Annotated in this window: 12 protein-coding genes; 7 read left to right on the forward strand and 5 right to left on the reverse strand. The window is 64.4% G+C overall.

Annotated features, from left to right (window positions below):
* Window positions 1–130: 130 nt before the first annotated feature.
* The 5 genes from BUS12_RS22110 to BUS12_RS22130 all read left to right on the forward strand — a co-directional run bounded on the left by BUS12_RS22110 (window position 131) and on the right by BUS12_RS22130 (window position 5,715).
* A complete protein-coding gene (locus BUS12_RS22110; protein ID WP_083640721.1) occupies window positions 131–1,108 on the forward strand; it encodes an extracellular solute-binding protein in 978 nt (325 codons plus the stop codon).
* Window positions 1,105–2,967 (forward strand): diguanylate cyclase domain-containing protein, encoded by a 1,863-nt coding sequence (locus BUS12_RS22115; protein WP_074299310.1) that lies wholly within the window; start codon window positions 1,105–1,107, stop codon window positions 2,965–2,967. The genes BUS12_RS22110 and BUS12_RS22115 overlap by 4 nt, the downstream gene beginning before the upstream one ends.
* A 158-nt stretch (window positions 2,968–3,125) precedes the next feature.
* Complete coding sequence (locus BUS12_RS22120; RefSeq protein ID WP_074299312.1) at window positions 3,126–3,578, forward strand: MarR family winged helix-turn-helix transcriptional regulator; 453 nt, start codon at window positions 3,126–3,128, stop codon at window positions 3,576–3,578.
* Between the two features lie 190 nt (window positions 3,579–3,768).
* Window positions 3,769–4,332 carry an isochorismatase family protein gene (locus BUS12_RS22125; protein ID WP_074299314.1) on the forward strand — a complete coding sequence of 188 codons (564 nt, stop codon included), beginning with the start codon at window positions 3,769–3,771 and terminating at the stop codon, window positions 4,330–4,332.
* Between the two features lie 99 nt (window positions 4,333–4,431).
* Entirely contained in the window at window positions 4,432–5,715 is a 1,284-nt protein-coding gene (locus BUS12_RS22130) for an MFS transporter (RefSeq protein WP_074299316.1), read from the forward strand.
* Between the two features lie 21 nt (window positions 5,716–5,736).
* On the opposite strand, the gene BUS12_RS22135 is transcribed toward BUS12_RS22130, so the two are convergent.
* Together BUS12_RS22135 and BUS12_RS22140 are read right to left on the reverse strand one after the other, a co-directional pair.
* Window positions 5,737–6,870, reverse strand: coding sequence for an acyltransferase family protein (locus BUS12_RS22135; protein WP_074299318.1), 1,134 nt, complete (start codon window positions 6,868–6,870; stop codon window positions 5,737–5,739).
* Window positions 6,871–7,072: 202 nt separating this feature from the next.
* Window positions 7,073–7,978 carry a LysR family transcriptional regulator gene (locus tag BUS12_RS22140; RefSeq protein WP_074299320.1) on the reverse strand — a complete coding sequence of 302 codons (906 nt, stop codon included), beginning with the start codon at window positions 7,976–7,978 and terminating at the stop codon, window positions 7,073–7,075.
* Between the two features lie 463 nt (window positions 7,979–8,441).
* On the opposite strand from BUS12_RS22140, the gene metG reads away from it, so the two are divergent.
* A complete protein-coding gene (gene metG, locus BUS12_RS22145) occupies window positions 8,442–9,977 on the forward strand; it encodes a methionine--tRNA ligase (protein ID WP_074299322.1) in 1,536 nt (511 codons plus the stop codon).
* 138 nt (window positions 9,978–10,115) lie between these two features.
* Entirely contained in the window at window positions 10,116–10,451 is a 336-nt protein-coding gene (locus BUS12_RS22150) for a thioredoxin family protein (protein WP_074299324.1), read from the forward strand.
* Between the two features lie 2 nt (window positions 10,452–10,453).
* Here the strand turns inward: BUS12_RS22150 and BUS12_RS22155 are convergent, their stop codons facing one another.
* The 3 genes from BUS12_RS22155 to BUS12_RS22165 form a co-directional block, all read right to left on the reverse strand.
* Window positions 10,454–11,275, reverse strand: coding sequence for a formate/nitrite transporter family protein (locus BUS12_RS22155; RefSeq protein WP_253190187.1), 822 nt, complete (start codon window positions 11,273–11,275; stop codon window positions 10,454–10,456).
* Window positions 11,276–11,575: 300 nt separating this feature from the next.
* Complete coding sequence (locus tag BUS12_RS22160; RefSeq protein WP_074299328.1) at window positions 11,576–12,157, reverse strand: ATP phosphoribosyltransferase regulatory subunit; 582 nt, start codon at window positions 12,155–12,157, stop codon at window positions 11,576–11,578.
* A gap of 286 nt (window positions 12,158–12,443) precedes the next feature.
* Entirely contained in the window at window positions 12,444–13,466 is a 1,023-nt protein-coding gene (locus BUS12_RS22165) for a VTT domain-containing protein (RefSeq protein ID WP_074301643.1), read from the reverse strand.
* Window positions 13,467–13,499: the final 33 nt, after the last annotated feature.

Here is a 13,499-nt window from a genome sequence, read left to right on the forward strand (position 1 = left end):
TTTCTCGCGGCGAACGCCCCGATCCGTTAGGACACCGGCGAATTCGCCGCGCATCACCTGGCGCGCATATCGCGTCTTGTTGCAGCTCCCGCTGCTGGTATGCGGCTGCCTGTTCGCGACCGCCCCGGCGATGGCCGAGGATACCGTCCTGCGCGTGCTGGCGTGGCCCGGCTACGCCGATCCCGATGTCGTGAAGGCTTTCGAGGCGCGCTTTCATGCCAGGGTGGAAGTCACGCTGGTCGATTCCGATGAAGCGCTATGGGACAACCTGCATGCCGGCCACACGCCTCCGTTCGACGTGCTCGCCGCCAACACGGCCGAAATCCAGCGCTACACGCAAGAGCACATGCTGGCCCCGCTCGACCTCGCGCAGATTCCGAATACGCGACGCCAATTACCGCGTTTCCAGGCGCTCTCGTCAATCGACGGCCTGACCGCAGGCGGCAAGGTCTACGCGATTCCGTTCACCTACTCGTCGATGGGTTTGATCTACGACCGCAAGCAGATCGCGGTGGCGCCGACCTCGATGACCGAGCTATGGAATCCGCGCTATCGCGGCAAGGTACTCGACTTCAACAGCGCGCAGCACAATTTCTCGTTCGCGGCGCTTGCGCTCGGCTATCCCGATCCGTTCCAGCTCAGTCCCGCGCAAACCCGCGCGATCGCCCTCAAGCTGGTCGATCTGCGGCGCAACCTGCTCACCTACTACACCTTGCCCGAGGAGGCGACGGCGTTCTTTGTCCATCACAAGGCCGCGCTGATGTTCGGCAACTACGGCACCCAGCAGCTCGCGCAGTTGCGTCGGGCGGGCGCGGATGTGGGCTACGTGATCCCGAACGAAGGTGCGCTCGCCTGGCTCGACTGCTGGGCCATGACGAGTGCGACCGCGCATCGTCCGCTCGCGCTCGCGTGGATCAACTACATGCTCGAACCGGAGGTCAGCGCGCTGCTGATCCAGCGCCAGGGCCTCGCCAATACGTTGACGCCCTCGCCCGAGAGCAACGTCAACGCGCATCTGGTCTGGATCCGTCCCGTGGCCGACGTGCAGCGTCGCGAAACCCTGTGGAGCAAGATCGTTTCGGGCGACCTGCCGGAGACCTTCAAATGATGCGCCCCGGTCTGACCTTCAAGCTGTCGCTGCTGCTCGCCTGCATCGGTGTGATCGCCTCGGGCGCAACGGGGTTCTACGCGTACCACGCCAACCGCACGATGCTCGTGAACGAAGCCGAGCAGAATCTGCTGACGTCCACCGAGTTGCTCGGCCAGCGCTTTTCGGTGGCGATCCAGGACGTGGCCGCCGATGCCGAGGTGCTCGCCACCTTGCCGTCGGCCGCGCGGGTCGCCCAATCCGACGACGGCTCGGGCACCAATGCCTCCCGCGAGCGCCTGGCGAAGGTCTTCGGCAGCTTCATGGCGAATCACCCCGAGTATCTGCAGATCCGCCTGATCACACGTCAGCACTACGGACTCGAGTTGATCCGTTTCGACCGCAATGCCCAGAGCGCGGTACGGGTCGAGACAAGGGCGCTGCAGGAAAAAGGTCAGTTTGCCTACGTGTTCGACACGCTCGCGCTGCCGCCGCGCGGCATCTATATCTCGCCGATCACGGTCAATCACGAGCACGGCGCGCATTCCGCCGAGGGCAAGCCGACACTGCGTCTCGGCACGCCCGTGATAGCCGCCGACGGCAGCGTAGTCGGCGTGGTAGTGCTCGACGTGGACCTCGCGAGCCTGCTCAGGGTGTTGCAGGTCGACTTGCCGCGCGACTACCAGGTGTATCTCGCGAACGAATGGGGCGATTTCCTGATCCACCCGGATGCGGCGCAGACCTTCGGTTTCGACCGGGGGCGGCGCATCCTGATGCAGGATAGTTTTCCGGCAACCGTGCCGCTCTTCGACCAGTCGAAAAGCAATGTGCTGATGAACGGTCTGGTGCGGCCGCAGCAGGCCGCGGGGCATGTGCTGGCGTTCATCCGCAAGCCGTTCGGCGTGGCGGACGGCAACCGTTTCGTCGTGCTCGGTCTCGCCAAGCCGCTCTCGGACGTGCTGGCCGGCGCCACGCTGCTCGGCGACCGGATTGTGCGCATGGTGCTGGTGTCGAGCGTGCTTGCGTTCCTGCTGGCCATCCTGTTCGCGCGGGCGCTGACCCAGCCGTTGCACATGCTCGCGCATGCGGCCACCCATTTCTTCGCAGACCATACGATGGGTGCCCTGCCGCTCAGGCGTACTGACGAAATCGGCGTGCTGGCGCGTGGCTTCGACCGGATGCGCCGGGAAATCCGCTCGCAACTCGACGTCCTGCATCACAGGCAACACGAGCTGGTTCATCTCGCCAGTCACGATGCCTTGACCGGCCTGCCCAACCGGATGATGTTCGCCGACCGGCTGGAGGCCGCGATTCACGAGGCCGCGGCGGCGGGCGAACGGCTCGCGGTGCTGTTCGTCGACCTCGACCGCTTCAAGCAGATCAACGACCAGTACGGCCACGCCGTCGGCGACCGCGTGCTGGCCACCGTGGCGCGTCGTCTGCAAGCGGTGCTGGCCGAGGGCGAGTCCGAGGGCGATATGGTGGCGCGGCTCGGCGGCGACGAATTCATCGTGCTGGTCAAGGGCGCCCGCTCGACCGATGCGGCGCCGGGAATTGCCGTCAGCATCATCCGTGCCCTGAACGACACGCTGCTGATCGATGGGCAGCCGATGCTGGTCGGCGCGAGTATCGGCATCAGCCACTACCCGGCCGACGGCACCTCGGCCGAAGCGCTGCTGCTCAATGCCGATGCCGCCATGTATGCCGCCAAATCGGGCGAGCACGTTTCGTGGCTGCACTACCAGGACGTGCTCGATGCACGCAGACGCACGGCGCGCTCGCCAGGCGCCGATGAGCGCGACAGCCCAACGGACAGCGACGACGACTCCGACCGCCTCGAGCCGGGGTCGGGCGTGGGCAACCCGGACACGGTGCAGTGAGCGGGGCGTAGCCCCTCGCGAGGTGCCGGTGCAAGGCCGGCGCAGGCTTCATGCTTGACTCGCGCCCAACTATGAAGGTAACCTTAACAGGTGGCCTTCCTAATTTCCGCCTGGCCGATTGCGCTCCCCCATTCCCCGTTCTCCTGGACCAACCAGACATGAGCGATTCCCCTGCTGACCCCGAAGCCGCCCGCGCACTGGCGCTGGCCGGCGAGTTGCGCGTCGTCATCGGCCAGTTGAAGCGGCAACTGCGCGAGCAGTCGAACTTCGGCGATCTGAGCTGGACGCAGGTGCGCGTCCTCTCCCGTCTCGATCGCGAGGGGCCCGCCACCGTCACCGCGCTGGCCCGGGCCGAAGGCATGCGCCCCCAGTCGATGGGCGAAACGGTTACCGCCCTGAAGGCGGCCGGTTTCGTGAGCGGCGCGCCCGATCCGGCCGACGGGCGGCAAACCGTTCTCTCGCTCACGCCGTCCTGTGCGGAGGCGATCCGCAGCGGCCGGGCCGCGCGCGAAGACTGGCTGTTCCGCGCCATTCGCGCGAAACTCGCGCCGCCCGAGCAGGCGCAACTGGCGGGCGCCGTCGAACTGCTCAAACGGCTCGTCGAGACTTGAGCCTGTTGTTTGCTGGTGGCCTCGCCGCGGCGGCAGGTCCGTTGTCCCACGGCGCGACGGTGGTCAAGCTACCCAGCCGCGAGTGGCGGAGAACCCCCTGCGGGTCCATGCGAACCGCATCCGTCCATCCTCTAACCTCCGGCCGCCCCATTTCGGAGCGGCCTCAGCCTCACCCCTCAAGGAGTCCATCATGGCAGTCACCACGCTCGACCCGAAGACCGCACTGATCGTCATCGATCTGCAAAACGGCATCCTCGCGCTTCCCACCGCGCACCCGACCGATGAAATCGTCAAGCAAAGCATCGTGCTGCTCGACGCGTTCCGCGCCCGCAAGCTGCCGGTCGTGCTCGTCAACGTGGCCGGCGGCGCGCCGGGCCGCACGGAACAGGCGCGTCACAGCGGCGCGTTCCCCGCAGGCTGGACCGACCTCGTCCCCCAACTGAACCAGCAGCCCGAAGACCACCTGGTGACCAAGCACACGTGGGGCGCATTCGTCGGCACCGGCCTCGAACAGCACCTCAAGGGTCTCGGCGTCACGCAGGTGGTGATCGTCGGCGTGGCGACCTCGATCGGCGTCGAATCGACCGCGCGCCAGGCGTACGAACTGGGCTTTAACGTCACGCTCGCCACCGATGCGATGACCGACCTCAACGCCGACACCCACCACAACGCGGTCACGCGGATTTTCCCGCGGCTCGGCGAAACCGGCACCGTCGGCGAAATCGTCGCGCTGCTCGGCAAGACCGGCGCGTGAGCGGCCCGGCCACGCAGCAAACGCACGCACGCCTGGGCCCGAGTTCGGCTTCGGCTTCAACCTCGGCTTCAGGTTCACGCAAGCTTCAAGGATAGTCCGGTGAAAGGCACCTTCCGCTCGCTGAGCGGCTTCAACTACCGGGTCTGGGCAGGCGGCGCACTCGTCTCGAACGTGGGCAGCTGGATGCAGCGGACGGCGCAGGACTGGCTCGTCCTCACCGAGCTGACCCACAAGAACGCGACCGCCGTCGGCATCGTGATGGCGCTGCAGTTCGGGCCCATGCTGCTTCTGCTGCCGCTGACCGGTTATGCGGCCGACCATCTCGACCGCCGCAAGCTCCTGTTCGTGACCCAGGCGGCGATGGGAGGCCTCGCCCTTGGGCTCGGCCTGCTCACCGTCACCGGGCTCGTGAAGTTGTGGGAGGTGTACCTGTTTGCGTTTCTGCTTGGCTGCGTCACCGCATTCGACTCGCCGGCACGGCAGACCTTCGTCGCCGAACTGGTCGGCGAGGAGGATCTGTCGAACGCGGTGGCGCTGAATTCCACCTCGTTCACCGCCGGGCGCATGATCGGCCCGGCCGTGGCCGGCGTGCTGATCGCGTCGGTCGGCACCGGCTGGGTGTTCCTCATCAACGCGGCTTCGTTTGCGGCGGTGCTCGGCTCGCTGAAGATTCTGCGCGTCCACGAACTGCACCATAAACTCAAGGCGCATCGCGCACGCGGGGGCTTTGTCGACGGCTTCCGTTATGTGTGGAAACGGCCCGATCTGAAGGCGCTGTTGCTGATGCTGTTTTTGATCGGCACCTTCGGGCTCAACTTCCCGATCTTTATCTCCACCATGTCGGTCACGGCGTTTCATGCCGGTGCAGGTCAATACGGACTCCTGACCTCGACGATGGCGATCGGATCGGTCACGGGCGCGCTGCTGGCTGCGCGGCGGGCAAAGCCCCGTTTGTCGCTGTTGCTGGTGAGCGCCGCCCTGTTCGGATTCGGCTGCACGCTCGCCGCATGCATGCCCACCTACGGACTGTTCGGACTCACGCTGGTCGTCATCGGCGTATGCACGCAGACCTTCACGACGTCGACCAATAGCCTCGTCCAGCTATCCACCGAGCCGGCCATGCGCGGCCGGGTGATTGCGATTCTGCTGGCTATCGCGTTAGGCGGCACGCCCTTGGGCGCGCCGATTGTCGGCTGGGTCGCCGATCATTTCGGACCGCGCTGGGCGCTCGGCGTCGGCGCCGCTTCCGGCTTCGCCGCGGCGCTGGTCGGTCTTCACTATCTGAAGAAGTATCGCAATCTGCAGGTGCGTTTTACCGGCTGGCGCGTTCATGCGAGCGTCGATGGGCTGGAACCGGCGGGCGCTGTGCCGCCCAATGCGTAAGCTGCTGCGGCGCGCTTCGCCCTAACTCTTATACAACCCCGCGCGACGCCCCGTCGTATTCACCACGCGCTGGGTCCACTCCGCCTTGCGTCGCAGAATCGGCGCTTCGATGAAGCGCCACGACAGTTTCGCCAACCACAACGAGACGCCAAACGAAATCGCGATTCCCGCGAACCGTACCCAGGTGGGCTCGGCCGCGCCGTGAAACAGCGCCTTCACGCGGTTGAGCCGGGCCGGGTCCGGCACGAAGTTGTGATACAGATAAAAACCGTAGCTGATGCGGCCCAACGACGCCAGCCAGCCCGTCTCCAGCACGCCCACAAGCGCCGTGCTACCGCTGCACGCAACCGCACAGACCAGAGCCGCAATGCCCATGCCGTACAGCGTGCAAACGAGCGTATAGACGGCGGGATTCGCGACCGCCGACCAGTTCGGCTCGGTGACGCACAACGCCGTTACGCCGAATAACACCGCAATGAAGCCCGACTGCCGCGACAGCAGCGCACGCAGCGTCGAGCCTTCCACGCGCAACCACGCCCCGCCGATGCCGCCGAGCGCCAGCATCCAGAAGTTCGTCAACGGATGGGTGTAGACGACGATTTCCGGCGTACCCGCAAAACGCATCAACAGCATCGACGCCAACCCGGTCACGAACACCGCACAGCACACCAGCAGATGCCAGCGAACCGGTACCAGCAGGAGCAGCGGCGCAAAGAACAGATAGAACTGCTCCTCGATCGAAAGGCTCCACAGGTGCGACCACGGGCCAGGCCAGTAACGCAACACTTCGCCGATCCAGATATTCGACAGGTAAGCGAAATGAAATGGCAAGCCGCTTTTCAGCTGCGGCGCGGCGTGCCCGAACATCATCAGCACGGCCATCACGATCAGCAGCAGGTAGTAGATCGGAAAAATGCGCAACGTCCGCCGAAACAGAAAGCGCTTCAGCTCGGTAAAAAAGTCGCTCGCGTCGCGCTCGATCGTGCGGCGTTGCGCGCTCAGGATGCCGGTGATCAGAAAGCCGCTGAGCGCGAAGAAAATCCATACGCCGAGGTGCCCTGTCTCGTCGCGGCCGCTCAGCACGCGATGCTGTAGAAACACCATCAGTACGGCGATAGCGCGTAGTCCGTCGAAACCGCGAATCCTGTTGTCCATGAATGCCGTCGTCCGGATCGGTGTACGCCAGTCGAACCGGAGGGGACACACTCAGGCCGGCGCACTCAGGCCATCATAGGACGCCATGGAAGAGAAAAAAACCGCGCAGGCGCCACGCGACAATTTAAAAAAATGCCGCTTTGGCGTGCGAAATACTTTGTTGTAAAAAAATAATTCCGGCATATCTCGCGCAGTGCGTGGCTCAAAGACCGAGATCCGGATGCTGAGTCGCGAGCTGCGTGATCCATTCCGTGAATGCGCGCACGCGCGAACTCATGCGCCGGTGCGGATAGAGAATCGACAGCGGCGTAGACGGGATGGCGTACGAGGTCAGTATTTCCTGCAACTCGCCGCGCTCGATCATATCCGCGACCATGAAGCGCGAGGGCTGGATGATGCCGTAGCCCAGTGCGCCCGCCGTGATGTAGACGGTGCCGTCGTTCACCGCGAGCGCACCGTCCAGCGTCACCTTGACCACTTCGCCATTCACCTGGTATTCGAAGGGGAACACTTTGCCGCTGCGCGCGGACACGTAATTGACCGCGCGATGCCCCTGGAGCTCTTCGAGCGTGGTCGGCGTGCCGTGTGCGGCGAGATACGCGGGCGACGCACACGTTGTGATGCGCGAATTGCCGATGCGCCGTGCAACAAGGCTCGACTCTTCCAGAAAGCCCATACGGATCACGCAATCGACGCCGTCCTGGATCAGGTCGATATTGCGGTCCGCGAGGCCGAGACGCACCTCGATCTCTGGGTACTGCTGATAAAAATCGCCGAGCGCCGGCAGCAACAGCGCCTTCGCCAGCGTGCCGGAGGTGTCGACGCGGATGGTGCCCGCGGGACTCTGCCGCTTGTTCGACAACGACGACTCCGCGTCCGAGATCTCCCCAAGGATGCCGACGCAACGTTCGTAGTACAGCGCACCGTCTTCAGTGACGCTGACCTGGCGTGTGGTGCGGTTCAACAGGCGCACGCCGACATGCTGCTCGAGCGCCTGAATCAGGTTGCTCACCGAGCCGCGCGGCAAATCCAGCAGTTCTGCGGCCTTCGAAAAGCTGTTGGTCTCGACCACGCGGGTGAAGACTTCCATTGCCTGGAGGCGGTCCATACAGGGTAATCCTCGTCAATCGCTGTTGAAGGGTTGGGTGGGCGCGGCTCGCCCGTGCGGCGTGGCGCGCCGCGCGGCCCACGGTGCATCGTAGGCGCCGGTGCCGTCATTATGTCCGAGCGACGGCCGGATGTGTGCCTCCTGGGTGTGCCGGATGCCGCCCCACGCGCGCTACCGCCCGCCTCGCGCCTGGCCTTCAGTTGGCCTGCACCCGGGTCTGCATGCGGCCGCCTCGCGGCGCTAGACAGTGAGCGGATTTGCTGGCACGATTAAAAACTTGCGGCTTGGGCCGCTGGTTCACCACTCGATAGTGTTCGACGATTTCTCGATGAAAATTCAAGCTATTCAAGCCCCCGCTCGTTCGATGCGTATGTTCCTGGCAGGTTCTCCCCCCAGGCGCTGAGGGCTTTTTTGCTTCTAAAAAGGGACGCCGCTGGCGTCCCTTTTCTTTTTTGGAGCGGCAATGACGTACCGATACATCACCACGCCGATTTACTACGTGAACGACCGGCCCCATATGGGCCATGCCTACGCCAGCGTCCACGCGGACATCATGGCCCGCTACCTGCGGGCGGCCGGCCATCAGGTGATGCTGCTCACCGGCGCCGACGAGCACGGCGAGAAAATCGCCAAGGCCGCCAAAGAGGCCAACGAAGCGCCTGGCGCGTTCGCCGAACGGCATGCGAAGTCGTTCGAAGAAGCGTGGCGGCGTCTCGCGGTCGAGCCGGACCGGTTTGTTCGCACCACGGCGCCGGACCACGCGCGGGTCGTGTCCGAGTGCCTGACGCGCCTGTTCGACGCCGGCGAGATTTATCTCGCGGAATACGAAGGGCTCTACTCGGTCGGCCAGGAGCGTTATGTCACGGAGAAGGAGCTGGTCGACGGCAAGCTGCCCGAGGACAAGGAGCCGCCCGTCGTGCGGCGCGAGCCTAATTACTTCTTCCGCATGGAGGCGCACCGGGACTGGATGCGCCAGTTGCTGCTCGATACCCCCGATCTGATCCAGCCCGCGCAGTACCGCAACGAGGTCCTCAAGCTGCTGGAAGAACCGATAGGCGACCTGAGCATCTCGCGGCCGGTGGAGCGCCTCGAGTGGGGCATCCCGATTCCCTGGGACACGCGGCACGTTACGTACGTCTGGTTCGACGCCCTGCTGAGCTACGTGTCGCCGCTCGGCTATCCCGATCAGCCGGCCTTCGCGCACTTCTGGCCTTCGGTGCGGCATGTGATCGGCAAGGATATCTTGCGCACGCATACCCTCTTCTGGCTGAGCATGACGCATGCGCTAGGCATCGCGCCGTATCGGCGCCTGCATGTGTCGGGACATCTGCTGGGCGCCGATGGACGCAAGATGAGCAAGTCGCTCGGCAACGGCGTCGATCCGCTGGCCGCGGCGCACACCTATGGTGTCGATGCGCTGCGTTATACGCTGATCCGCGAGGTCAGCTTCGGCTTCGACGGCATCATCAGTCACGCCGTGATCGAACAGCGCCTGAATCGCGATCTGGCCGACGATCTGGGCAACCTGGCGTCGCGCAGCCTGTCGATGGTCGTGAAGTATCGCGGCGGGGTCGTCCCCGCGCCCAAGGTTTATGAAGCGGCGGAACAGGCGCTGATCGTACGATCGCGCGAATTGCCGGCCGTGGTTCTTGCTCTCGTCGAGGAGATGAAACTCGGCCGCGCGGCCGAGCAGGTGATGGAGTTCGTGAAGCAGCTCAACGTCTATGTGGCGAGCAGCGCGCCGTGGACGCTGGCCAAAGACCCGCATGCCGCCGGGCGGCTGGATACCGTGCTTTATACCTTGCTGGAAGCGCTTTACAGCGTCTCCAACCTGCTCTGCCCCGTGATGCCGGGCAAGATGACAGAGCTGCAGGCGTGGCTCGGCGTGTCAGCCGGGCCGGGTTGGGATCGGCCTTGGGGTGAAGGCGTCAAGCCTGGGGGCATCGTCAGGGAAGGCATCCTGTTTCCCAAGCTGGCGGGCGAGACCGGTATTGAGTGAAGGCCTGGCCGGTTCGCGGCAGCGTTCGCGCAATGCTGCGCGTGCAGTTTTCCGATACATTGAAGCCGTCCCGCTGCGCGCAGCACGGCCTCAAGTCCGGTAAATTACGCTGCCAGCCTCATCCACTTCGGAGCAAAAATGACGACTCACGCCGCCGCTTCCACCGCCTATTCCACCACCGCGCCGACGCGTGCCGAAGTCGACGCGCTTGCGGGCGCAACGGTCCTCGAATTCGGCACCGACTGGTGCGGTTACTGCAAGGCGGCCCAGCCGGTGATCGGCCAGGCGTTCGACGCTTATCCGCAGGTACCGCGCCTGAAGATCGAGGACGGACCCGGCCGGCGGCTAGGACGCTCGTTCAAGGTCAAGCTGTGGCCCACGCTGATCTTCCTGCGCGACGGCGTGGAAATCGCCCGGGTGGTGCGGCCTACCGAGATCCAGGAAGTGGCGGACGGACTAAAAGCGTTAGGCTGAGATCAGTTGCTACGGGCGCCGCCGGCGGTCGCAGGCAGACGCGACTTCGACGGATGGCCGATGCCGCCTTCCTGCATCCAGTAGCCCAGACCCATGAAGATGGCGCCGCCGGCAAGATTGCCGAGCGTGACGAATATTTCGTTGTGCACAGCACCGGCAAGCGTGACCGTCTCCGGGTGTTCGCCGATCAGCGCCAGCGCAAACACGAACATGTTGGCGACGCTGTGTTCGAAGCCGCTTGCCACGAACGCGAACACCGGCCAGAAGATCAGGCCCAGTTTGGCGCCGTCGTTATTGGTGCGCGCCGCCATCCAGATCGCGAGGCACACGAGCCAGTTGCACAGCAGTCCTTTCGAAAACAGCGCGAGGCCCGGCGCGGACATCTTCGCCGTGACGGCCTTGAAGAAGACCTCGGAACCGTCGGTCAGCAGCACACCGCCGCCGGCCGCATGCAGAATCGCCGCGAGCACCACGGCGCCGATCAGGTTGCCGATCCAGCACACCACCCATACCAGCACCATGCCGCCCACACCCGTCTCGCCACGCAACACGGCGAACGGCATGTACATGGCAGTACCGGTGAACAGATCCGAGCCGGCGAACACGACGATAGTCAGCGCGCAGGCGAACACCGCACCCATGATCAGGTGCACGTAGGCCGGATCGACATGCGAGCCGACCGAAAACATCAGGATGTCGCCAAAGCCGATATAGGCTCCAGCCATAGCTGCGCCAATCAGAAAGGCGAGCGGCGAGCGCACGATAGACTCTGCCTTATGCGCGCCGGTCTTGGCGAATTTGTCGATACTCTCTGCGTACATCATGGCTCCACGAGTTGGTCTCCCCTCTTCATCGCTGGGGGTGCGTCAATCTGGCGCATATGATAGGGCGAGAGAACGCGTTGTTCATCAACAAAACCCCTTGAAACGGCCTGTTTCGCGGTTTCTTCAAACTGTGCTCCCGCGGCGCGGCGAATTCTGTATCCCTTTTCACCGGACTGCACTAAGACGGGGCGCTTGAGCGCGCCACGGTGTTGTCCGTGGTCGCGGTCACGATGAGCTTGCCGTGTGTTTCTTCGGCAGCGCACCCGGTTAAACAGGCATGAACCGGGTATTAGCGGGCCATCAGCCCGTGAGCCGATCCTGCAGCCCCATCGCCAGCAGCAACCGCTCTGCGCCGAGACCAAAGCCCGCGCCCTCGCGATACGCGCCGCCGCCTGCTACCTGCTGTTGCGCGCCGAGTTCGGTGCAGCGAATCTCGAAGCCCTGTCCGTTGAGGTAGTAGCTGAGGCCGCGCTTCGCGGCGGGGTCGAGCGCATAACGCAGCCCGAGCGAATCGAGAAAGCCCGCGGCAAGTTCACGGCTGGCAAGCAGCGCGCGTTCGGGGTCCGGACACAGGTACTCGAAGCCGAGTTGCACGAACTCGCGGTACCGGCCGGCTTGTGGACGTTCATACCGGTAGCAGCGTGCGACGTAAAACAGCATGCGTTCGCGGCGCCCTTCGAGCAGTTCCTGGCAGCGCTCCTGAAACAGCGCCGTGACCTCGGGAATCAGGCAACAGGGCCGGCCCTTCTTGTCCGGAAAGGCCCACATCTGCCCGATGATTTCGCTGCCGCCGGCCTTTTCGATGAAGGTGTCCTGCGACCACAGCGCAGGGACGATGGCTTCTTCCGCGCCGGCATCAATGAAGGTAGCTCCGGAAACGATTCTCCAACGCGCGGGCTTGCGCCGCTTCCTTGCCGACGATAAAACGTGTGCCGCGAATCATGGTCATGCTTGCACTCCAGGGGTGGTGAAATAAAAAAAGGCGCCCTTTAGGCGCCCTGGTCGTTTTGCATGAAGCAGGAACTCAGTGTGTTCCTGGCTTCAGTGCGATGAGACGTAACGAACCACGGCGCAACGGACTGCTGCCGTGATGATGATGCGACCGGTTCGGGACGTTACGTGGATTCATGTCGTGCATAGTGACATAGGTAGCGCGGTTTGTGAACGGCTACTTCGAGAAGCGGGCCCGTACCGTGTATTCGTTATCCAGCACCGCATCGAAATCGCCTTCCTCGTCGTGCTGCGCATGGAAATCCGCTGATAGCGGCTCGACAGGATAGCCGCGCCGCTCCCATGCGTCGAGGCCACCCTTGAGCGCCTGCACGTGATGAATATTCTTGCCGTGAAGCTGGGCCACGATCCGTTTGGCGGTCGCTTCGTTGGGGCAGACGCAGTACACGACGATCGGGCGCTGCAGCAGTTGCGGATCCAGTTGCTCGGGCGACTCCAGGTCGAGCGCCCGCGCCCCCGGAATCCGATACGCTTCCTTCGCGCGCACTTCCGGCGGCCGCGCATCGAAGATGAGCGGCGGCGCATCCGACTTCATCAGTTCGTCGAGTTGCTCGGGGCTAATGCGGATCTTCGCGAGCCAGCGGCGAAACTGCACGCGCCGCACCCAGCGATAAGCAACGAACAGCACCGCCAGCACGGCGAACAGATCGAAGATCGTGCCGCCGTTGTGCCGCACCAGCAGCATGGCTTGCGCGATCCAGTCGTGCAGCGCGGCGCCGCCCAGCAGCCAGGCGCCGGCCCATAGCGACGCGCCCAGCAGGTCCCACGCGAGGAAAATGCGCGGATCGATGCTGGTGGTGCCGAGCAAGGGCGCGGCAATCAGGCCGAGCCCGGGGACGAATTTGGACACCGCGAGAATCGGCGCGCCATGGCGTTCGAACAGATTGCGCGTGGTCCGCACCGTGGCATCGAACGACAAGGAGAAGCGCACCAGCGAATTCAACATGCGCCGGCCGCGCAGACGACCGGTAGTGAACCAGAGCGTGTCGGCGAGCAAGGTTGCGCAGACCGCGGCGATGAACACGCTGGAGTACGAGACCTGGCCCACCGCGGCCATGGTGCCCGCGAGCACCAGCATCGGCGCAGCCGGCACGGGTGCGCCGAGCTGCGTGATCAGCACGCTCATGAAAACCGCCCACGCACACAGCGCTGGCGGAATAGCTGTCGGGAAATGCCACACCATACCGCTCCTGTGGAATACCATCGCCGCTGG

The organism is Paraburkholderia phenazinium, from assembly GCF_900142845.1.
Classification (GTDB): domain Bacteria; phylum Pseudomonadota; class Gammaproteobacteria; order Burkholderiales; family Burkholderiaceae; genus Paraburkholderia; species Paraburkholderia phenazinium_A.